The organism is Hymenobacter jeongseonensis (assembly GCF_015694725.1).
Classification (GTDB): Bacteria; Bacteroidota; Bacteroidia; order Cytophagales; family Hymenobacteraceae; genus Hymenobacter; species Hymenobacter jeongseonensis.
The window spans coordinates 380,379-402,777 of record NZ_JADQDQ010000001.1; the positions used below are offsets into that span (position 1 = coordinate 380,379).

Genomic DNA, 22,399 nt, shown 5'->3' on the forward strand with positions numbered 1-22,399 from the left:
TAACCGAGTTATTCGCGCCATTCAGCGTGTTTGTCACCGATTTCGTCGCCTGCATGGAAAACCAGGTATTGCACATCATCCCAAAAAAGTGTAGATTTGCCAACCCATCCAACTGTACTTTAGCAGTATTGGCAATTAAAACAGAAATTAACTTCTCATGAACAAGCTTCTAGCAATATCCCTCTTCGCTATCTCCGGAGCATTATTGGGTGGGTGCGGATTTGGCAAGGGTCCTCAGGGTGAGCTGATTGGATCCGACGACCGGCCCATTTTCAACCCACAAGAAGTGCCTTTTGGCATGGTTCCTTGTCCGGGTGGTACTTTTCACATGGGCCAGACCGACCAGGATATTTCCGCTTCTATGGTCAATATGAACAAGCAGGTGACTATCGCCGGCTTCTATATGGACGAAACGGAAATTACTAACAACGAATACCGTCAGTTCATGGACGCCATCAAGATGGACTCTTTGGACGTGTTGGGAGAAGAATACGTGATGACGGAACTGTACCCGGATACTACGGTATGGGTGCGGGACTTTACCTACCACATGGGCGACCCCCTGTTGGAATATTATTACACCCACCCGGCCTTTGACGAATACCCCGTGGTTGGAGTGGACTGGTTTGCTGCTAAGTACTTCTGCAACTGGCGCACCAAGTTCCGCAACGTAGCACGTGAGGAAGCCGGTTATGCCAACGACCCCAACTTCCGTCTTCCTTCCGAAGCGGAGTGGGAGTATGCTGCTCGCGGTGGCCGTGATTTGGCTACTTACCCTTGGGGTGGCCCCTACTTGCGCAATAGCAAGGGCTGCATGCTGGCTAACTTCAAGCCCGGCCGTGGTGATTATGCTTCCGATGGCTTTGCTTATACCTCCGAAGTTGGTTCGTTTTTCCCCAACGATTTTGGCCTCTATGACATGGCCGGTAACGTGTCGGAGTGGTGCGATGACGCCTACATGGAAGCTTCGGTGCCGGTTGTTTGGGACTTGAACCCTACTAACCCAGATGATAACGAGCCCCGCAAAGTAGTCCGGGGAGGTTCTTGGAAGGACATTGCATACTTCCTCGAAACGGGTACTCGCAACTTCGAATACCAGGACTCGGCTCGTTCTTACATCGGCTTCCGTTGCTCCATGATTCAAATTGGAATGGGCAGCAACAGCTCGCTCAACTAACGTTCTTACGGGCCAACGCCACAGCTGAACCACCCCCCCTCAACACCTTCTTCAATCCCTTTCAAAGTTAAATTCTCATGGCAGCTAAAGGAAGTTTTCTCTATGATACGCTGATGCCCAAAATTTATGGCATCGGTGCAGCCGTTGTAATCATCGGTGCATTGTTCAAAATTGAGCACTGGAAAGGTGCCGACGAAATGCTTATTGTTGGTCTTGGTACCGAGGCTATTATCTTCTTTTTGAGTGCATTCCAGCCCCAGTCGAAGGAACACGATTGGTCGTTGGTTTACCCAGAGCTGAACGAAGGCTACGACCCTTCCACTGGCAACAAGGCATTGGATAACAACAGCAAAGGCCTGACGATGAAGCTGGATGACATGTTGAAGAATGCCAACGTTACTCCCGAGGCACTCACCAACCTGGGCCAGGGCCTGAACCGCCTCAGCACTACTACTTCGCAGTTGTCGCAATTGGGCGAGGCTACCAACGTTACCGATGAGTACACCAAGAAGGTGCGTTCGGCGGCTGATTCGCTAGACAAAATCAACGTAGCTTACGGCAACACGGTAGAAGCCATTTCGGCCATGTCGAATGCTACTTCGGATGCCAAGGAGTACCACATGCAGGTGCAGAACGTGACCAAGAACTTGGGCGCTCTGAACGCGGTGTACGAAATGGAATTACAGGATGCCAACACGCACCTGAAGTCCATGAACCAGTTCTACGGTACGCTCAGCAAGGCCATGGACAACATGACCCAGGCTGGCAAAGACACCGAGCAGTTCCAGAAGCAAGTGTCTGACCTGACGAGCAACCTGACGTCGCTCAATCGGGTGTACGGCAACATGCTGAACGCCATGCGGGCTCCGGCCCAAGCCTAATTGCTGGGCAGCATAACTCAGTTCTCCATTCAATTTTAGAGGAAACAGATAATGGCAGGCGGAAAAGAAACTCCGCGGCAGAAGATGATTGGCATGATGTACCTCGTGCTAACGGCTCTTCTGGCGCTTCAAGTGAACTCAGCAATCCTGCTGAAGTTCAAGTTTATTGACGACAGCTTGCTGAGCGTCAATGACAAGACCTCGGTGGCTGCCGATGGCACCGTGAAAGGTATACAGGCAGCGGTGGTGAAAAACCAAAACCAAGCCCGGGATAAGGCCGTCTTGGTGCAAAGCGAAGAAATTCGCCAGAAGACCAAGGAGTTGGTGTCGTACCTACGTGGTGTTCGGGAAGAGCTGTTGAAAGCAACCGAGAACACCGCGGCCGATGTGAAGAACATGAGCGGTGAAGACAAAGTAGCCATTACCATGCTCGGCGGTAAGAAGAACGGCATTGCTTACACCACCATGAAGCCCAAGCTGAATGAGTACGCCGCGTACATGAAGCAATTCGTGCCCGATGCCGCTCCTTTGGCGCTCGACGGAAAAGAAGACACCCGCGTAACCAAAGACCAGCGCACCAAGAACTTCGCTGAGCTCAACTTCGAGAACACGCCGGTAGTAGCTGCTTTGGCTACTATCTCGCAGAAGGAAACGGAAATCCTGAAAATGGAAGCCGAAGCGCTCCAGAAGCAGGCCGAGAAAGTAGGCGCTAAAACCATTGTATTCGACAAAATCGGAGCTTTCGCCAGCGCTGAGTCGAATACGGTAGCGGCCGGCACCAAGTACAAAGCGGAGTTGTTCCTGACGGCTTCGGCTTCCAGCATCCGCCCCCGCATGACCTTGAACGGTAGCCCGCTCCCAGTTAGTCCCGACGGCAAAGGCAAGGTGGAGTTCACCGCCCGTCCCGGCGCATTTGATGCTTCCGGCAACGCGAAATCTTCGTGGACGGGTACCATCCGCTTCAACCAGAACGGCCGCGATACCACTTTCACCGTGAAAGTGCCTTACACCATTACCAAGCCGGTAATGCAGATTCAGTCGGCTTCGGTGCAGGCGCTGTATTTCAAGTGTGGCAACAAACTGAGCGTGTCGGTTCCAGCCCTCGGCGCGCAGTATAAGCCGAGCTTCTCTGCTTCGGGTGCTTCGGTAATTGCCGGCAGCAAGGTAGGCGACGTGACGCTGGTACCTAACTCGAAAGAGGTAACCCTGAACGTGAGCAGCGCTGGCAATGCCATCGGTTCGCAAACTTTCCAAGTGCGTCCCATTCCCAAGCCTACCATTGAATGCTACGTGGGTGGCCGTCAGGTAAACGAGAAGCAGGGTACTCCTGGTACCGCCGTGCGCTCCATGACCCTGCGAGCTATTCCAGATGCCGGTTTCGCAACCTTCCTGCCCGACGATGCACGTTTCCGCGTGTCGAGCTACGAGGTAACGCTGGTTAGGGGCCGTCGTCCGGCTTTGCCCCCGCGCACCATCAATGGCCCAGAGGCTAATTTGAGCGACATCGTAAACGCTTATCGTGAAGGTGACCGAATCTACATCGAAGTGAAGGGCGTGCAGCGCTTGAACTTCCAAGGCAATGTGGAGTCGGTGAACGTATCCAAACAGTTCAACGTGCCCCTGTTGTAATAATATCGGCTTCGGCCACGTTAGCGAACTATCTTAAAGTAAATCTGCTTTTGCCCGTTATGAAATCCATCCACACCTTGGCCGCTATTGCGGCGGGCTTATCACTGTCGCTAACGGCTTCGGCCCAGGAGCAAGCCACTACGGCAAGCAGCACCGGTTCGCACCGGCCCATTCCACCTTCCGACCAGATGTTTCGCAAGAGTATCTGGCGCCAAGTGGACCTGCGCGAGAAGCAGAATAAGCCGATGTTCTCGGAAGGCAAGGAAATCACCCGCATCATTCTGGATGCAGTAAAGCGCGGTGAACTGCAAGCTTACAAGAACGACTCGCTGACGTCTACCTTCAATTCGCAGGAAGTAAGAGGCAACGCTTCGTATGTTGACGAGGCGGTGAAACTGACCGATGAAGAAAAAGCAGCCGGTTTCAGCGAGAAGGATTTGAATGGTGGCAGCGACGACGGTTGGGGCACCCCTGCCCCGAAAGCAGGAGCAAAAAGCACTGCTGCCAAAACCGTTCGGCAGCCCAAGTTGGGTGCTAATGGCAAGCCGATGAAGGACAAGAAGGGCAAAGTGATTATGGAAACGGTGGCCGTTGCGCCTCCTGCTCCTGCTGCTCCGATTGGCAACGAGTACCGTCCCAAGGACTTGTATGAGATGGAAGTAAAAGAGGATATGATTTTCGACAAGAAACGGTCGAGAATGTACCACGATATCAAGTCCATCACTCTGCTGGTGCCTTCGACGCTGCCTTCGAACGTGTCGGGTATTGAAAAGCCAATTGGCACTTTCAAGTACAGCGACTTGGTGAAGGTGTTCCGCGCCAATCCAGAAAATGCTATCTGGTTCAACCCCGAGAACGATGCGCAACACAAGAACCTAGCAGACGCCTTCGAACTGTGGTTGTTCAACTCTTACATCACCAAAGTGTCGAACGCGGGCGATAGCCGGTTGGACGACATTTACGGCGGTGCACAGCAGGGCATCCTGGCTGCACAGCAGACCTCGGCTGACCTGATTGAGTACGAGTACAACTTGTGGAGCTTCTAAAGCTTCTGGTACGCTTACATGATAAAGGCCCTTGCAGCGATGCAAGGGCCTTTTTTGTGTAATGGAACGTGCGGACTAGCTGGGTAGCTGGCGGGCGGGCATGGGGTGGGAGGGAGCTTCGTTCAGGGCGAAGTAGTTCTGCAGAACTTTGGCTTTGGCTTTGCCAACTTCGGCGATTAGCTCGGCTTCGGTGAGCTCGCGGATTTTCTTGACAGACTTGAACTTGTTGAGCAGCTTGTCGGCGGTGACGGGGCCGAGGCCTTTGACGTCGGTCAGCTCGGTTTTGAGGGTGCCAGCGTCGCGGCGGGAGCGGTGGAAGGTGATGCCAAAGCGGTGGACTTCGTCGCGCATACGCTGGAAGAGGCGCAAGGACTCGCTCCTTTTGTCGATGTAGATGGGAAGCGGGTCGTTGGGGACATAGATTTCTTCGAGGCGCTTGGCGATGCCGATGACGGGAATCTGACCCCAAAGGTTGAGGTCCTTTAGGGCTTTGACGGCCATGCTGAGCTGGCCTTTGCCGCCATCCACGATGACGAGTTGGGGGAGGCTGGCGCCTTCATCAACGAGGCGGCGGTAGCGGCGGGTGACGACTTCGTACATGCTGTCGAAGTCGTTGGGGCCGATGACGGTTTTGATGTGGTAGTGGCGGTAGTCCTTCTTGCTGGGACGAGCGTTGCGGAAGCAGACCATGGCCGCCACCGGGTTGTCGCCCTGGAAGTTGGAGTTGTCGAAGCACTCGATGTGCTTGGGGAGCTCCGTGAGGCGCAGGTCCTTCTTGATGGTTTCCATGATGCGCACCTCGTTCACGTCCTTGCTCTTCTCGTTCATGCTTTCCTTCTCCTTGCGGGCGTAGAGCACATTTTTGATGGCGAGTTCGAGCAACTTCCGCTTGTCGCCGATTTGGGGAACGGCGAGGCTCACGCCGGGCAGGGGCAGCTCTACGGCGACGTTGGTGAGGATTTCACGCGACTCGCTTTCGAACTCTTGACGAAGCTGCATGATGAGCGGGGCGAGGATTTCCGCATCCTCTTCATCGAGCTTTTTGGTGACTTCGAGGGATTGGGTGAGGATGATGCTGCCATTCATCACCTTCAAATACGTGATGAAGCCCGATTTCTCGTTGCTGGCGATGGCGAAGACGTCGATGTTGGTGAGCGTGTCGCTTACGATGGTGGACTTGGCTTGGAAGGCCTCCAGCTTATCGAGCTTCACCTTGAAGGCGTGGGCCAGCTCATACTGCATGTCCTGGGCGGCGGCGCTCATGCGCTCCCGGAAATATTGCTTAGGAATGCGCAGGTCGCCGTTGAGGATGTTGCGGATTTGCTGGATGTAGGTGTTGTAGGTGGCCTCGTCTTCGCGGGCGATGCAGGGGGCGTTGCAGTTGCCGATTTGCAGCTCCAGGCAGGGCTTGAACTTGCCGGCTTCAACGTTCTGGACGCTGAGGTTGTAGTTGCAGGTGCGGAGCGGGTAGAGGGCCCGGATGAGCTCCAGCAGCACGTTAAGGGCGGTACCGTTGGCGTAGGGTCCGTAGTAGCGCGAGCCGTCGTTAATCTTGTTGCGGGTGGGGATGAGGCGCGGAAACCGCTCGTTGGTGAGGCAAAGGAAGGGGTAAGTTTTGCCGTCCTTCAGCAGGATGTTGTACTTGGGCTGGTGCTGCTTGATGAGGTTGTTTTCGAGCAGAAAGGCGTCGGATTCGGAATCAACAATGGTGAACTCGAGCCGCTTGATGTTGCGCACCAGCTGCTGGGTTTTTTTGTTGTGGTCGTTTTTGGTGAAGTAGCTACTCACGCGCTTGCGCAGGTCGATGGCCTTGCCCACGTAGATGATGCCCTCGTCGTCGAAATACTTGTACACGCCTGGCTTGTGGGGCAGGGCGTTAATAAGGGCTTGCAGTTCGGGGTTGGCGGCCATGCGGAGGCGAGGATGAAGGAAAGACTACGGACTGAAACAAGAACGGAGCGGCACTTGTGCCAGGAAGTGGCCCGAAGCACACCATAAAAACGGCATTACCTGAAAAAGGTCGTTCGGAACGACCAGTTGCTCGTTCCAACCAAGTAATTACGGGATTAGAACGAGTGCCAGGAGGTGCAGAACCACAAACAGTTCGTTCGGAGCAACCAGTTGCTCACTCCGAGCCTCTAATTGGTCGTTCGGAACGAACTGCGTTTCCGCGGGCGTGCCTTAGGGTTCTAGATTTCTTCCTCGTTGAGGTCGAGCGGGTCGCGGCGGTCCATTTTCTGGTCGTCGGGAATGGTGTCGCGCTGGCCGCCGTAGTACTTGGCGCAGTCGATTTCGATGCTCAGCGGCGCCGCGGGTTTGGGGAAGGGTGCGGTGCTCACGCCAATGCTTTTGTCCTTGTACACCTTTTGCATGAAGAGGCCGTAGAGCGGCAGGGCCATGCGTGCGCCCTGGCCGTAGGTGCCGTTGCGGAAGTGAATGCTGCGGTCTTCGCCGCCCACCCACATGCCGCACACGAGGTCGGGGGTGATGCCCATGAACCAAGCGTCGGAGTAGTTGGAGGTGGTGCCGGTTTTAGCCCCGATTTCATACGGGAACTTGAAACCGGTGTGCAGAATGGTGCTCGTGCCGCCCTGCTCGGTGGTGCTGGCTTGCAGCATGTAGGTCATGAGGTAGGCGGTTTCCTCGCTGAGGACTTCCTTGGTGCGGGGAACGAATTCGCGCAGCACGTTGCCGTTTTTGTCTTCGATGCGGGTGACCATGATGGGCGACGTCCACACGCCCTTGTTGACAAAGGTGCCGTAGGCCCCGCACAGCTCGTAAATGCTGCAATCGGAAGAGCCGAAGCCGATGGCTGGCACGGCGTCAATCTCCGAGGTAATGCCCAGGCGCTTGGCGTAGCTCACGATGGTTTCGGGCGTCAGCTTCATCACCAGCCACGCCGTGATGGAGTTCATGGAGCGGGCCAGCGCCTGCCGCAGTGTGAACACGCGGCCTGAAAATCCGCCCTCGAAGTTCTTGGGGGTGTACGGCTCGCGGCCGGCCACGGCGGGGAAGGTGGTGGCCACATCGGGCCGCGGGAAGCAAGGTGAATAGCCCTGGTCGATGGCTGCCGCGTACACAATCGGCTTGAACGTGGAGCCGGGCTGGCGCTTGCCCTGGCGCACGTGGTCGAACTTGAAGAACTTGTAGTTGGCCCCGCCCACCCAGGCCTTAATCTGGCCGTTGAGCGGGTTCACGGCCAGGAAGCCGGCGCGCAACATGCGCTTGTAGTACGCCAGCGAGTCGAGCGGCGACATCATCATTTCCTTCTCGCCCTGCCACGTAAACACCTGCATCTTGTACTTTTTGCGCAGGTAGTAGTTCACGGAGTCGCGGTTGCCGTCGTATTGGTTCATCAGCGACTTGTAGCGCTGGGTGCGTCGCATCGAGATGTTCAGAAACTCGGGGATGACCTTGCCGTTCTCGTCGCGCCAGGGCAACTGGCCCTTCCAGTGCTGGTCGAACCATTTCTGCTGTAGCTTCAGATGCTCGGCCACCGACTTCTCGGCGTAGGTCTGCATCCGCGAATCGATGGTGGTGTAAATTTTCAGGCCGTCGGAATACAAGTCGTGGTCGGTTTCCTTGGCCCAGGCCAGCAGCGACTTGGCCACTTCGGCCCGGAAATACGGCGCGAGGCCCTTGCTGGGGTTTTCCACCGAATACTTCAGCACAATGGGCTTGGCCGTGTCGGCCACCAGTTGAGCCGAAGTGATGTAGTTGGACTTCGCCATCTGGCGCAGCACCCAGTTGCGCCGCTTTTTGGAGCGTTGCGGGTGAGTGACGGGGCTGAAGCGGCCCGGCGCGTTCACGATGCCCACCAGCGTGGCGGCCTCGGCGTTGGTCAGGTCCTTGGGCTTCTTGTTGAAGAAGGTTTTGGCGGCCGTGTTGATGCCGAACGAGTTTGAACCGTACTCCACGGTGTTGAGGTACATGCGTAGGATTTCGCGCTTGGTGTAATTGCGCTCCAGCCGGATGGCCAGAATCCATTCCTTGGTTTTAGTGATGAGCAGGCCCAGCTTGCCATTGCCGTTCAGGCGGCCGTCGTTGAGGTCGGCGCGGGTCCGAAACAGCACCTTGGCCACCTGCTGCGTGAGCGTGGAGCCGCCGCCGTTGCGATTGAACGTGGCCACGCCCGCCACGGCCCGGAACACGCTTTTCATGTCGATGCCCGAATGCTGCTCGAAGCGCACGTCTTCGGTGGCAATGAGGGCGTCAATCAGGTTTTGGGGCAGGTCTTTGAACTCGACGGGGGTGCGGTTTTCGCGGAAATACTTGCCCAGCAGCACCCCGTCGGCCGAATAGATTTCGGACGCCAACTCGGAGCGCGGGTTTTCCAGGGTTTTGAGGTTGGGCATGCGCCCGAACAGCTCCAGGAAGTTGCCGCTCACGGCCAGCACAAACAGCGCCAGGCCCACCACGCCCGCCCCAAACAGCAGCCACATGGTGCGCGCAAAGGCCGTGAACCGCCCGTTGCGCGCTGGTTTCAGAAGCGACGGTTTGGGACGGCGGGCGGGGGAGGACGTAGGCATAAGGGGCAAAAGCGAAATAATTCCGTAAAAATAAAGCCTCCAGCGTGGGCGGGAAGGCTTTGGGTAGAAGTTGCATAGAATGGACCGGATTCCTACCGGTTATCCTGAGCGGCGCGAAGGACTTTATCGCGGCAGCTCTCTGTGGAATAAGGGCAAGCTGTTAGGCAGTGAGAAAGGCCTTTGCTACACTCAGGATGACCGATAGGAAGAAGATGCCAGCAACCCACCGCCTACTTGTACACGCGCTGATAAAAGCTCAAATACCCCGCCAAATCCCCCGAGGCCTGCAACAAGGCCAGGTTCTCGGCACTGATGACCAAAGTTTGGTAGCCCGCCCCGCGCAGGCGCGCTAGCGGCGACTGCGGTCCACGCAACTTGGTGGCATAGCTCTGGGCCACTTTGGCACCGGGCAGCGACCGCACCACCACCAGGTCCTGGTCGGCGCCCAGCGTCGGGGTTTCAATTTTCAAGTTATTGGCTCGGAAAAACCGGCTGTTGTAAGTACCCAGCTGTGTCACCAAATCGGCAGCGGCCGGGGCCGTTTTCGGGAATACCAGCACCACCGCGTGCGCGCCGCTAAGCTGGGTAACGTAGGCCGTGGTCGCCGCCGTCGGCTCGGCCGGGGGCGGTGTGCCAGCCGCTGGCACCGGGGCCGCGCCGCCGGCCGCTGGCGTACCGGCTACGGAAGCTGGAGCAGCCGCGGGATTGAGCGGAGCAGGTGCCGATTTTGGAGCTGATTGATTCAGCTGCTCGGAGGTCGGAGCAGTGTTGGGTGTCGGCTTATCTGCAGGGGGAGTTGGAGCCGTTTTGGGTGGGGTTTTGGCCGCGTCGGGCACGGGCGGCGCAGTGTTCAGCGCTTTGGCCGGCGTTTCGTTTTCGCGGTACTGAATACGCATGCGGTTGTCGACTTCTCCCGGCCGGAAAATCGACACCACGGGCTTTTCCGTCGATGCCAGGGCGCCAGCAATCTGACCGTTGCTCTGCTTGCGGTAGGTTTCCGACAAGGCCTGGGCCTGTGGAACCAGCGGGCTTTCCGGGTAGTCGCGGTAGAATTTCTCCACCGACGAGCGGGCCGTGAGCGGCGGCTGGGTGCGGATAACCAGCAGCATTTTCACGTAGGCCACCCGGTCGGCGAGGTCACTTTTGGGGTACTGCTTTTCGGTGCGGGCCAGCACCGCCGAGGCTTTCTTGAAATCCTGCTTGGTGTAGTAGGTAAAGGCCGAATCGAGCCGGGCGGCCACGGCATTGTGCAAGGCCAGCTCGTGCTCGCGGTAGAGCGGGTCGGCAATCAGCTTGGCATAAATGGACGTGGGAAACTCGCGCTGCAGGGCCGCGGCGTACTGCGCCATTTTCGCGGCATCGGGCTTGTCCTTGTAGTAGAGGTAGAGCAGGTAGTAGGCATCGGGGGCGTGCTCGCCGCTGGGGTAGCGGGCCACCTGCTTTTCGTAGGTTTCAAAGCCTTTTTCGCGCTCCTTCAGCTGCTCTTTGTAGATGCCGGCCAGCTCGTAGAGGGCGGTTTCTACCTGGGTGTCCGAGAGCTTGAGCTGCTCGGGCGTGAGCGGCAGGTTGTTGCGGTATTGGGCCACCAGCGTTTGCTTTTGCGCGGCGGGGTCGTTGGCGGTGGCCAGGGCGGCAGAATCTGCGCGGCTGGCATTGAGGGCATTGAGGTCGCGGCTGGAGAGCGAAACGGGCGCTCCGACGTTGGCGGGACTGTTGGGCGAACTGCTGGCCTGGCTGCTGGTGCGCCAGTTGTCCTGCAACTGCCGGTCGCCCCACTTCCGAATGAAGTCGGCCCGCGCTGTGCCCAGCGTAGCCGGGTTGTCGAAGTACCACTTCGCCCCCGAAGCCGTGGCAGTGGGGTCAAAAGCCAACGGGTCGGTATCGCCGCCCCCAATGGTGCTGCCGGGCAGGGAGGTCGCGCCGCTGCTTGTGGTGCGCCCGGCAAGCTCCGCGGTACGGTCGTTCACCTTTTGTAGCGCCGCCAGGCGGGCAGCTTCGCGCTCCTTGTTTGCAATTTCAGCGTCGGCGTAGAGGTTGAGCCTCTCGTCCAGTGCTTCCTTGCTCAGTTTGGCGAGGGCTTGCAGGCTGTCCTGCGTTTCGATGATGGTGTACTGCTTGGCAAATTCCCGCAGAATTTCGCTGCGCTCCTTGATGGCGGTGTAGGTTTTCGCCTCCGGCGCCAAGTTCTGCACCGTGCTATCGTAGTAAGCGGCGGCCAGGCGGTACTTCTGCAGGTCTTCGTAGTAGATGCGACCGGCCAGCAGGTAGGTGTAGCTTTTCTGCAGCCGGTTGGTGGTGGTGGCCTTGATGGACTCACGCAGCAGCTTCAGCGCCTCCGGGAATTTCTTTTCGCGGTAGTTCAACCGCGCCATCTCGTAGTAAATCTTGTCGCGGTAGTCCTTGTTTTTTGAGTCCTTCAGCAATGCCGCGAAGTTCTTGTTGAGCCGCTCCCGGTCTTTGGCGTTTAGGTCCGAAACCTGACTTAGCATCAGTTTCGACTGAAAGTCGAGCTCATACGGCGGATTGCGCGCCAAAATCTGGTCCAGCTGTTCGTAGGCTTTCTTGTTTTCGCCCGCATCCTGGTACAGTTGCGCCAGTACAAAGCGCGTGCGCGACCGTTCGTTCTTCAGCTCAATCAGCGGAATGGCTTTTTCCAGCTGCGGAATGGCTTTCGCGGGCTCTTCGGTGCGGATGTAATAGTCGGCCCGAGTCAGAAACAGCTGGCGTGCGTCTTTGGGCAGGCCCGTTTCCTTATCCAATAGGTCTGACACGGCTTTGGCACTCTCGTATTCGCCCTGCGCCACAAACGTGCGCATCAGCCCAATCAGTGCCTCGTGCTTGGCATTGGCGTCCTTGCTCGTGGAGTTGACGTACTTAAAGGTGAGCGCAGCATCGTCAAACTGCATTTGATAGAAGCGCGCCCAGCCCACCAGAATGTAGGCGTCATCGGTCCAGTCCGAACCCGGCCGGTGCTGAATGGGCATCGAAGCCTTTTTGATAATGTCGTTCAAGTCGGCGCGGCTGGCCCGCACGGTGGTGCTATCCAGGGTCGGAAACAGCGGCAGCGTCTGGTTGTAGTCGTTGATTCGCCCTTCGTAGAGCTTGGCTTCGGTTTCTTGCAGCCTCTCGCGTGCGAGGAAGTAGGCATTGTCCCGGGCTGCTACGTTGTTGAACGCGTGCGCCACCAGATTTTTGTCGGAAGCGCAGCCCGCCGCGCCCAATCCCAGAAGGAAGATGAGAAGCGCAGGCCAGCGGTATGTCAGCAGATGTTGTATCAAAGCCAAAGGGAAGGGTAAAAGCAACCAGCAGCTCCCGAAACGCAGGAGGCAACCCGAATTGTTCGTTGGCGTGTAAGAAGCAGCGGCTAACTAACGAAGGCGGAGGGGTAAAATTACGTTTTTCCCCGGCCAAACTCCGCCTCTCACACGTCGTACCTTTGCGTGGCTGCCGCACCTCCTCCCAATTATGTCCACACCGTCTGTTCCTGAGCCTGCTGATAAGCCCACGGGCTCCAGCCGCGCCCGCTCGTTTGCCAAGTATTCGGGCATTGCCTTTCAGATGCTCGGCATCATCGGCGGCTTCACCTGGCTGGGCATGTGGCTCGACGAGCGGTACCAGTCCAAAAATCCCTGGTTCACGGTGGGGCTCATGCTAGTCGGCGTATTTCTGGCCATGTTCCAGATTATTCGCAGCCTCACCAAAGGCGCGTCCTGAGCAACGCAGTCCTGCTTTTTTATTTCCATTCGGTTTGCTTATGATGCGGTTTCTGCGCCAGTTTCTCTTGTTTGGTAGCGTGTTAGGCGTCCTCATATATGCTTTGCACTTTATCTACGGTCCGGCCATTGTGCATCCACGCACGGGGCTGCTGTTTGGCTTTATGGCCGGGCTCACGGTCCTTATCTACAGCCTGACTGCGCGCTTGGTGGCGGTGTCGCCCACTAACTTGGGCCTTGGCTACCTCATCGGTATGACCGTCCGCATGCTGTCGTCGCTGGCCTTGATTACGGTGCATCTGGCCCGTGGCGGCGCCCAGGAAGGACGAGGTACTTGGACCTTCCTCGGAGCCTTCTTCGTGCTCTACTTTTCGTGGGCTGGGTTTGAAATCTGGGCTATTTTGAGTAACTTGCGGCCGATTTCGAAAAAGCAAGTAGCGCAAACATAGCGCTTTAGCCCGGAATCACTCATTAATCTACTTTGAATGAAGCGTTTACTCTCGATTCTTCTTTGCTTCGTATCCCTGTCCGTTTTTGCGAACGAACCTGCCGCTGAGGCCTCCAAAGGGGAAGGCTTCAATCCCGGCGAAATGATTTTGGAACACATCGGCGATTCGCACGAGTGGCACCTGGCCACCCTCGGCGAAGGCGAGCACGCCACCCACGTCAGTGTTCCACTGCCCATCATCGCCTACCAGCCCACCAAAGGCCTGAGCATGTTTTCGGGCGGCCAATTGGCCCACGGCCACAGCCACAACGGCCTGAAACTGGAGCACGACAAGCTGGTAGCCGAAGACGGCAGCAAAGTTTACGACTTCTCCATCACCAAAAACACCGCTTCGCTGCTCTTCAGCGCCGCGCTGATGCTTTTTGTATTCACGGCCGTAGCCCGTGGCTATAAGAAGAACCACGGCCGCGCGCCCAGCGGCCTGCAATCGTTTTTTGAGCCGGTTATCATCTTCATCCGCGATGAAATTGCCAAGAAGAACATCGGCCCCAAGTACGAGCGCTACATGCCGTACCTGCTCACGGCCTTCTTCTTCATCTGGTTCAACAACCTGCTCGGCCTGATGCCCGGCGCGGCCAACCTGAGCGGCAACATCGCCGTGACCATGGTGCTGGCGGTGCTCACCCTGATTATCACGCTGGCTTCCAGCAACAAGAACTACTGGGCCCACATTTTCGCCACACCCGGCGTGCCGAAGCCGCTGCTGCCTATCATGATTGTGGTGGAATTCCTAGGCATCTTCACCAAGCCCTTCTCCCTGATGATTCGTCTGTTTGCCAACATCACGGCCGGACACATCGTGGTGTTGAGCTTTATCAGCTTGGTGTTCATCTTCAAATCGTGGGCCGTGGCCCCGGTTACCCTGGCGTTCGGCTTGTTTATCAACATCCTTGAATTGCTGGTGGCCATTCTGCAGGCCTTCATCTTCACGCTGCTCACCTCCATGTACATCGGCGGCGCAGTAGAAGAACACCACGACGCTGATTTCCAGATTGGCGGCGGCGACGGTGCCGACCAAGCCCACGTACCCGCACACTAATTCCAAGACTTATTAGGCAGGTGCCTCGCGCCTGACCTGCCGGCTGCTTTAGTCAGACCGCAGCACTCCCCCCCCCCCGCTGCGGGATTGGCTAGCTTTTTCTCTTCCCCATTTTTTCTTTTTTTATGCTTCTTTCTTTGTTGTTGCAGGCTGTTGCTCAAATGGCTACTAACTACGGTCCTGGTTTGGCCGTAATGGGTGCCGGTATCGGTGCCGGTCTGGTTGCTTTGGGCGTAGGCCTGGGTATTGGTCGCATCGGCGGCAGCGCCATGGATGCTATCGGTCGTCAGCCCGATGCTTCGGGCAAAATCCAGACGGCTATGATTATCGCCGCCGCTCTGATTGAAGGCCTTGGCCTGTTCGCAGTGGTAGTTTGCGTACTTATCTGGACCAAGCTCTAAGATGCAATGCCGGGCTTTGGGCCCGGAAGTAGTTGGAAGCCCGCCGCCCGCTGCTGCTATTGCAGTTGGCGCGGCGGGCTTACCTGCTCCTACAACAAGTAGCAAGCTTAACCGGCCTTATCCGACGGTTTTTTAATTCCAAATTCCCTATGCCAGCTTTCTTAAATCCTGAACTCGGCCTGATTTTCTGGCAACTGGTTATCTTCCTGTTGGTATTGTTTCTGCTGGCGAAGTTCGCTTGGCGGCCCATCCTGCTGTCGCTCAAAGAGCGGGAAGACACCATTGACAACGCCCTGCGCATGGCCGACCAGGCCAAAATTGAAATGCAGCAGCTGAAAGCTGGCAACGAAAAGTTGCTCGCCGACGCCCGCCACGAGCGCGACCGCATGATGCAGGAGGCCACCGTGATGGCCAACCAGCACCGCGACGCCGAAAAGGCCCGCGCCACCGAAGAAGCCAACCGCATTATCACCCAAGCCCGCGAAGCCATCCAGCAGGAGAAAAACGCGGCCTTGGCCGAAGTGAAAAACACCGCCGCCAAGCTGTCCGTCGACATCGCCGAGCGCATCCTGCGCCGCGAGCTGGCCGAGCCAGCCGCGCAAACGCAGCTGGTTGATTCGTATTTGAAAGACGTTAAACTCAACTAACGCCTGTCATGCTGGCGAAGGAAGCATCTTATCAACGCTGCTTTCGTCAGATTTAGATTTACCGAGCCCTGCGAACCCGATAAGATGCTTCGCAAGCTCAGCCTGACAAAACCTCAATAACCAATGGCTGACCAACGAGTAGCGGCCCGCTACGCCAAGTCGCTCCTCGACTTAGGCCAGGAAATGGGCACGCTGGATAGCGTGAAAGAAGACATGGACCTGCTCAGCAAGACCATGGCCGAAAGCCGCGAGCTGCGGCTGTTGCTGCGCAACCCGATTGTGAAGCACGACAAGAAGCTCGCCATCCTGACCGCCATTTTCGGCGGCAAGGTGTCGGACATGACTATGCGGTTTTTCACCATCCTCACCAACAAAAACCGGGAAGCCGCGCTGGAAGGCATGGGCACCGAGTTTCAGGTGCAGTACAACGCCATGCAGGGCATCCAGATGGCGGAAGTGACTTCGGCTACCCCGCTCACGGCAGCGTCGCGGGCCGAGATGGAGAAGCTGGTAACCCAGCAAACTGGCCTCACCCAGGTGAAGCTCACTGAGAAGGTAAACCCCGACCTCATCGGCGGTTTCATCCTGCGGGTGGGCGACCAGCAAATCGACGATTCCGTGCGCACCAGCCTCCGCAAAATGCGCATCTCTTTGCAAGACACTACTTTTCAACAAAAGATGTAGGCTGACAGTCGGTGTAGCGCGAGCCCTGCGGCTCGCGTCTTCGCGCCGACAGCACCAAGCAATTGGCGCAGAAACGCAAACCACAGGGTTTGCGCTCCGGCCCACCGACTACTCAATACTACATACTCAATTCCCAAAAACATGGCAGAAGTACGTCCGGACGAAGTCTCCGCAATCCTGCGGCAGCAACTGTCCAATTTCAAGTCCGAAGCCGAGCTGGAAGAAGTTGGCACCGTGCTGCAAGTCGGCGACGGCGTGGCCCGCATCTACGGCCTGAGCAAAGCCCAGGCGGGCGAGTTGATTGAGTTCGAAACCGGCCTGCAGGGCCTCGTGCTCAACCTCGAAGAAGACAACGTAGGTGCCGTATTGCTCGGCGACTACTCGGGCATTCAGGAAGGCGCCACGGTGCGTCGTACCAACAAAATTGCTTCGATTAAAGTAGGTGAGGGCATTGTGGGCCGGGTGGTTAACACCCTCGGTCTGCCCATCGACGGCCGCGGCCCCATCCAGGGCGAGGTGTACGAAATGCCCCTCGAGCGCAAGGCTCCCGGTGTAATCTACCGCCAGCCTGTAACCGAGCCGATGCAAACCGGCATCAAGTCGATTGACGCCATGATTCCGATTGGCCGTGGCCAGCGCGAGCTGATCATCGGTGACCGCCAGACCGGTAAGTCGGCCGTGGCCATTGACACCATCCTGAACCAGCGCGAATTCTTCGAAGCCGGTCAGCCCGTATTCTGCATTTACGTGGCCATCGGCCAGAAGGCGTCGACCATCGCCCAGGTGGTGCAGTCGCTGACCAAAGGCGGTGCCATGGACTACACGGTGGTAGTAGCTGCTCCGGCCGCTGACCCTGCTCCGCTGCAGTTCTACGCCCCCTTCACCGGTGCTGCTATCGGCGAATTCTTCCGCGACACGGGTCGTCCCGCCCTCGTGGTTTATGATGATTTGTCGAAGCAGGCCGTGGCTTACCGCGAGGTGTCGCTGCTGCTCCGTCGTCCTCCCGGACGTGAAGCGTATCCCGGCGACGTATTCTACCTGCACAGCCGCTTGCTGGAGCGGGCCGCTAAAATCAACGCTTCGGACGAAATCGCCCGGAACATGAACGACCTGCCCGACAGCATCAAGCACTTGGTGAAAGGCGGTGGTTCGCTCACGGCTCTTCCCCTGATTGAGACGCAGGCAGGTGACGTATCGGCTTACATCCCGACCAACGTTATTTCCATCACCGACGGCCAGATTTTCCTCGAGACGAACTTGTTCAACTCGGGTGTGCGTCCGGCCATCAACGTGGGTATCTCGGTATCGCGCGTGGGTGGTAACGCCCAGATTAAATCGATGAAGAAAGTGGCCGGCACCTTGAAGCTGGACCAGGCTCAGTTCCGCGAACTGGAAGCCTTCGCCAAGTTCGGTTCCGACCTCGACGCCTCGACCAAGCTCACCATTGAGCGTGGCCGTCGCAACCTCGAAATACTGAAGCAGCCCCAGTTCTCGCCCGTGAAGGTGGAAGACCAGGTGGCCATCATCTACGCTTCGACCAACGGCCTGCTCGACACCGTGCCCGTGAACCGCGTGCGTGAATTCGAGAAGGAGTTTGGTCAGGTAATGAACTCGCGCTACCCCGACGTGCTCAAGGCCCTCAAGGCTGGCAAGCTGGAGGACGCCGGCACCAAGGCCATCCGCGAGGTAGCCAAGGACGTGGCGGCGAACTACGCAGTTAAGTAGTCAAGAATTACACTCCAGTAGCCTGTTTTCGTGCTCCTATGGACAACGCATCAACTTCTAAACACCAAAAATCAGGCAACCCGTTTTGGCGGGTTGTTCTGATGGTGACTTTGATGAGTGCTGTTGCGAATGGCATGGATGTTAGCCGTGTGGCCAACGACTTTTGGAGTGGGTTGAACGGCGAGTGCGCAATCACTCCTGGATACACTAAATAAGGATAAATGGCAAGCTTAAAAGAAGTCCGCAGCCGCATTCAGTCGGTGAGCAGCACGCAGCAGATTACCAAAGCCATGAAAATGGTGGCGGCCGCCAAGCTGCGTCGTGCCCAGGACAACATCATCCGGATGCGGCCCTACGCCCAGCGCCTGAACGCCATTTTGGCGAACCTGACGCGGACGACCGATAACGACATCGTGAGCGAATACGGCGTGGCCCGCGAGGTGCGCCGGGTGCTGGTCATTGCCGTTACTTCGGACCGTGGTCTGGCGGGTGCATTCAACTCGAACGTGTTCAAGGGCGTGAACGCGGCCATTGCGGAACGCTATGCTGGCCTGCCAGCGGCTAACATTTCCTACCTGGCCATCGGCAAGAAGGCGCACGACTACTACACCCGCAAGGGCGGCGTGGTGGGCAACTTCACCCACGTGTTCGCCAAGCTGTCGTTCGACACGGTGCGCGAGGCGGCGGAGCTGGCCATGGACGGCTTCCGCAGCGGTACCTTCGATGAGGTGGTGATGGTGTACAACGAGTTCAAGAACGTGGCCACCCAGATTGTGCGCACCGAGCAATTGCTGCCCCTGGTGAAAGTGGAAGCCCTGGCGGCGCCCGCTACCCCCCGGGATGCCAAAGCCGTGAGTGCGCTGGTGGAAGCCACCGCCAACGTGGACTACATCTTCGAGCCTTCGAAAGAGGAAATCATTCAAACGCTAATTCCGCAGTCGCTGAAAATCCAACTCTACAAAGCGGTGCTGGAAAGCAACGCCTCGGAGCACGGCGCCCGCATGACGGCCATGGACAAAGCCACCGACAACGCCGGTGAATTGCTCAAGGCCCTCAAGCTAACCTACAACCGGACGCGTCAGGCAGCCATCACGACCGAGATTCTCGAAATCGTGGGCGGCGCCGAAGCCCTAGCGGCTGGCTAAGCCTTAGGTATTGAACAACGCAAAAGGCCCGTTTCCGCTGGAGACGGGCCTTTTTTTGTGCGTTTGGTAGGCACTTGGCAAATAGCAATCCATCGAGGCGTCGCTAGGATGGGCTGCGGCCTATCTTTAACCGCGCAAAATAGAAACAGCTCATTATGATTAAAATGCTACGTTCTAATGACGGGGATTTAGTGGAAGCATTGTGGCCAAGCAGGAGGGGCGCGCACTTCCGTCGCGGGCTGTTGCTGGTCTGGATGTGGGTGCTGACGATGGGGGCCACCAAGGCGCAGAATGGGAGCGTTGCCGGCATAGCTCAGGGCGAAACCCCGGCCTTGAGCACCGCCCTCAATCCGGATGGCACCTTGCGCAAGGGTGCGGCCGGCCCCTTCAGTGCCCGCGACTACACCATGTTTACAGCCGCCGATGGGCAGCCCGTATTTCGTCCGTCCAAAACAACTGGGCCGGCCGGCGCCGGCGATGAAAACTGGCAGGCGGGCTTCAACACTCCCGGCACGGACTACGTGGTGCATGCCGTGCTCCGCGTAGGTACGGACATCTACATCGGCGGCGAGTTTACAACTGCTGGCCAAGTTAGTGCTAACCACATAGCCAAGTGGGACGGCACCGCCTGGAGCGCAGTGGGTACCGGCGCGGCCAACGGCGTGAACGGCCGGGTGAATGCGCTGGCCATCATAGGCAACACATTGTACGTAGGCGGCCGGTTCAGCCAAGCCGGCGGGGTGCCTGTGAGCAACATGGCCCGCTGGAACGGCACGGCGTGGAGCAGCCTGGGGCCGGCCCCGGCCATGGGCGTCGGAAATGAGGTGTACGCTTTGGCGGTGATGGGTACCACGCTGTACGTAGGCGGCGGCTTTACCACGGCCGGGGGACTGCCAGCTTCCCACCTGGCCCAGTGGAATGGCACCTCTTGGAGCGCCGTGGGCGGCGGGGTAAACAACGTCGTGAAGGCATTGGCTGTGCTGGGCTCCACGCTGTACGTGGGCGGCTTCTTCAATAAGGCAAACGGCTTGCCGGCCGAACACGTGGCGCAGTGGAACGGTACGGTGTGGAGTGCGCTGGGCGCGGGTACCAACAGTGGCGTGAACGCGCTGGCCGTGCAGGGCACGGAGCTGTTTGTGGGCGGTCAGTTCTGGGAAGCGGGCGGCGTGCCAGCCCAGCGGATAGCGCGCTGGGACGGTAGCCGCTGGGCCGCGCTCGGCGCGGGCATCAACGGCATTGTGTATGCGCTGGAATCTTCAGCCAGTGGCCTCTACGTGGGGGGCGATTTTGCGCAGGCTGGGGGCCAGTCGGCCAATTCGGTGGCCCATTGGAATGGCACGGCCTGGAGCGCGGTAGGCACTGCCGCAGCCAATGGCGCCAACGCGCAAGTGAATGTCTTGTGCGTGGCCGGCACCACGCTCTACGCGGGCGGTGAACTGACGGTAGCGGGCGGCGTGGCCGCGTCGTACGTGGCGCAATGGAACGGCACAAGCTGGAACTCGCTGGGCGGGGGCCTGGGCCTGAGCAGTGTGGGCGTGGTGGCCGCCGTGGCGGTGATGGGCCCCGACGTGTACGTGGGCGGCTACTTCGGTACGGCCGGTGCGGTGTCGGCCAACAACATTGCCCGGTGGGACGGCCGGGCCTGGCACACGCTGGGCACGGGTCCGGCCAACGGCGTGAACAAAGGTGTGCTGTGCCTGGCGGTGGCCGGGCCCGACTTATTCGTGGGCGGGGATTTTACCGCTGCGGGCGGGGTGCCGGCCCGGCACCTGGCGAAGTGGAACGGCACCACCTGGAGCCCCTTGGGCGCGGGTACCAACGAGCTGGTGTATGCCCTGGCCGTGGACGGGCCGACGCTGTACGCGGGCGGTAGTTTCACCGAAGCCGGCGGCGCCGAGGCCAACTTCATTGCCCAGTGGAATGGTACGGCCTGGAGCCCGCTGCTGATGGGCGCCACCAACGGCTTACGGGGCGAAGTAGTAACTCTGGCCGTGATGGGCAGCAAGCTCTTTGCCGGCGGCAGCTTTCATGTATATCCTCCTGGGGCGCAGTTGGTGCAGTACCTGGCCCAGTGGGACGGCCGAACCTGGGCCGCCGTGGGCACCGGCAATACGCCCGGCGTCAACAGCCGGGTGGAGGCCCTGACGGTGGCCGACAATGTGCTCTATGTCGGTGGCTATTTTACGGAGGCCGACGGCCGCCCGGCGCCCAACCTGGCGCTGTGGAACGGCAGGGCGTGGAGCACCCTCGGCCTGGGCCAGACCAAAGCGCCGAATACTACCATTCGGGCCATTGCCGTGTCGGGCAGCAGCGTGTACGTGGGCGGTCAGTTCTACACCCAGCGCACGTCACCGCCCGCGTCCACCCAGTACGCCGCCAAGTGGGACGATTTCGAATGGAGCGACTTGGGTACCGGCTTGAATCAGAATGTACTCGCGATGGCCATCACCAAGAGCGGCAAGGTGGTGGCTGGCGGCAACCTCAGCGGAGTGGCCGATAACAGCAAGCTCATGTCGCACGTGGCTTTCTACAACGACCCCTTGCTGGCCATCCTCACCTCGCTGAATCCCACGCACGCCCTCGTCGGCCTTCCGCTCACCATCACGGGCACCAACTTGGGCGGGGCCACGGCCGTCAACTTCACGGGCACTGCCAACCAAGTGGTTACGGCGGGCTTCACCGTGAACGCGGCCGGCACCCAGATTAGCGGGGTGGTGGTGCCCGCCGGGGCCATGCCCGGGCCCCTCACCGTCACCACTCACGGCGGCATCACCAACGGACTGAACTTCACACTGGTGCCTCTGGCCACGGTGCCGGCCAAAGGCCCCGACCCGCTACGCCTTTATCCCAACCCGGCCCGCGGCACGGTGACGGTGCTGCTGCCCGTTGCGCCCGGCACCCGGTACGCCACCCTTACGGTGTTGGACGCGCTGGGCCGCTCTCTGCGCACCCAACTCGTGCCGTTGCCGGCGGCCGGGGGCGCGGCGCCCCTGTCGCTCACTGGCCTGGCTCCGGGCCTTTACCAGGTGCGCGCACAGGTGGGGATGCAGCAGCTGAGCCAGCGCCTGGCTGTGGAGTAGTCGCCGGTGAGGTGCCCGCCGAGGGGGCAGTTGAGAGGGGCGAAGGCCCTAGATTTTCGCCTTAAAAACGAGGTGGTTGGTTGCGACCCGCGCATTTTCTGACCGCCTGGCCATACTGTTGGGGGCAGGGCTGCGTTCAACGGAGCCCTCCCGGGCCTACGGCCGAGCGGGAGGGTCCGGCTCTGCGCTTCCATT

The 22,399-nt window shown here is 58.7% G+C and carries 16 protein-coding genes; 13 read left to right on the top strand and 3 right to left on the bottom strand.

What is annotated here, in order from left to right:
- The first annotated feature begins 157 nt into the window (after window positions 1-157).
- From porK to porN, 4 genes are all read left to right on the top strand, one after another.
- Window positions 158-1,177, top strand: coding sequence for a T9SS ring complex lipoprotein PorK/GldK (gene porK, locus I2I05_RS01650; RefSeq protein ID WP_196280461.1), 1,020 nt, complete (start codon window positions 158-160; stop codon window positions 1,175-1,177).
- A gap of 113 nt (window positions 1,178-1,290) precedes the next feature.
- Window positions 1,291-2,058, top strand: a complete 768-nt coding sequence (porL, locus tag I2I05_RS01655; RefSeq protein ID WP_196280462.1) for a type IX secretion system motor protein PorL/GldL — start codon at window positions 1,291-1,293, stop codon at window positions 2,056-2,058.
- A 51-nt stretch (window positions 2,059-2,109) separates the two neighbouring features.
- Window positions 2,110-3,687 (top strand): type IX secretion system motor protein PorM/GldM, encoded by a 1,578-nt coding sequence (gene porM, locus I2I05_RS01660; protein ID WP_196280463.1) that lies wholly within the window; start codon window positions 2,110-2,112, stop codon window positions 3,685-3,687.
- 59 nt (window positions 3,688-3,746) lie between these two features.
- Window positions 3,747-4,733: a type IX secretion system ring subunit PorN/GldN gene (gene porN, locus I2I05_RS01665; protein ID WP_196280464.1), complete on the top strand. Its 987-nt coding sequence runs from the start codon at window positions 3,747-3,749 to the stop codon at window positions 4,731-4,733.
- Between the two features lie 75 nt (window positions 4,734-4,808).
- On the opposite strand, the gene uvrC is transcribed toward porN, so the two are convergent.
- The 3 genes from uvrC to porW form a co-directional block, all read right to left on the bottom strand.
- A complete protein-coding gene (gene uvrC, locus I2I05_RS01670; RefSeq protein ID WP_196280465.1) occupies window positions 4,809-6,644 on the bottom strand; it encodes an excinuclease ABC subunit UvrC in 1,836 nt (611 codons plus the stop codon).
- 278 nt (window positions 6,645-6,922) lie between these two features.
- Window positions 6,923-9,262, bottom strand: coding sequence for a penicillin-binding protein 1A (locus tag I2I05_RS01675; protein WP_230688077.1), 2,340 nt, complete (start codon window positions 9,260-9,262; stop codon window positions 6,923-6,925).
- A 230-nt stretch (window positions 9,263-9,492) separates the two neighbouring features.
- Window positions 9,493-12,540 (bottom strand): type IX secretion system periplasmic lipoprotein PorW/SprE, encoded by a 3,048-nt coding sequence (gene porW, locus I2I05_RS01680; protein WP_196280466.1) that lies wholly within the window; start codon window positions 12,538-12,540, stop codon window positions 9,493-9,495.
- 187 nt (window positions 12,541-12,727) lie between these two features.
- Between porW and I2I05_RS01685 the strand changes: the two genes are divergently transcribed.
- The 9 genes from I2I05_RS01685 to I2I05_RS01725 all read left to right on the top strand — a co-directional run bounded on the left by I2I05_RS01685 (window position 12,728) and on the right by I2I05_RS01725 (window position 22,204).
- Window positions 12,728-12,976, top strand: a complete 249-nt coding sequence (locus tag I2I05_RS01685; protein WP_196280467.1) for an AtpZ/AtpI family protein — start codon at window positions 12,728-12,730, stop codon at window positions 12,974-12,976.
- Between the two features lie 40 nt (window positions 12,977-13,016).
- Window positions 13,017-13,424 (top strand): hypothetical protein, encoded by a 408-nt coding sequence (locus I2I05_RS01690; RefSeq protein ID WP_196280468.1) that lies wholly within the window; start codon window positions 13,017-13,019, stop codon window positions 13,422-13,424.
- Window positions 13,425-13,460: 36 nt separating this feature from the next.
- A complete protein-coding gene (atpB, locus tag I2I05_RS01695) occupies window positions 13,461-14,522 on the top strand; it encodes a F0F1 ATP synthase subunit A (protein ID WP_196280469.1) in 1,062 nt (353 codons plus the stop codon).
- A 125-nt stretch (window positions 14,523-14,647) separates the two neighbouring features.
- Entirely contained in the window at window positions 14,648-14,923 is a 276-nt protein-coding gene (gene atpE, locus I2I05_RS01700; protein ID WP_046243983.1) for an ATP synthase F0 subunit C, read from the top strand.
- A gap of 149 nt (window positions 14,924-15,072) precedes the next feature.
- Entirely contained in the window at window positions 15,073-15,570 is a 498-nt protein-coding gene (atpF, locus tag I2I05_RS01705; RefSeq protein ID WP_196280470.1) for a F0F1 ATP synthase subunit B, read from the top strand.
- Between the two features lie 123 nt (window positions 15,571-15,693).
- The gene (atpH, locus tag I2I05_RS01710; RefSeq protein WP_196280471.1) at window positions 15,694-16,254 is read left to right on the top strand and encodes an ATP synthase F1 subunit delta; all 561 of its coding nucleotides are present in this window, start codon (window positions 15,694-15,696) and stop codon (window positions 16,252-16,254) included.
- 141 nt (window positions 16,255-16,395) lie between these two features.
- On the top strand, window positions 16,396-17,979 hold the full coding sequence (gene atpA, locus I2I05_RS01715; protein WP_196280472.1) for a F0F1 ATP synthase subunit alpha: 1,584 nt from the start codon (window positions 16,396-16,398) through the stop codon (window positions 17,977-17,979).
- A 221-nt stretch (window positions 17,980-18,200) separates the two neighbouring features.
- A complete protein-coding gene (atpG, locus tag I2I05_RS01720) occupies window positions 18,201-19,124 on the top strand; it encodes an ATP synthase F1 subunit gamma (protein WP_196280473.1) in 924 nt (307 codons plus the stop codon).
- A 164-nt stretch (window positions 19,125-19,288) separates the two neighbouring features.
- Window positions 19,289-22,204 carry a T9SS type A sorting domain-containing protein gene (locus I2I05_RS01725; protein ID WP_196280474.1) on the top strand — a complete coding sequence of 972 codons (2,916 nt, stop codon included), beginning with the start codon at window positions 19,289-19,291 and terminating at the stop codon, window positions 22,202-22,204.
- The last annotated feature ends 195 nt before the right edge of the window (window positions 22,205-22,399 follow it).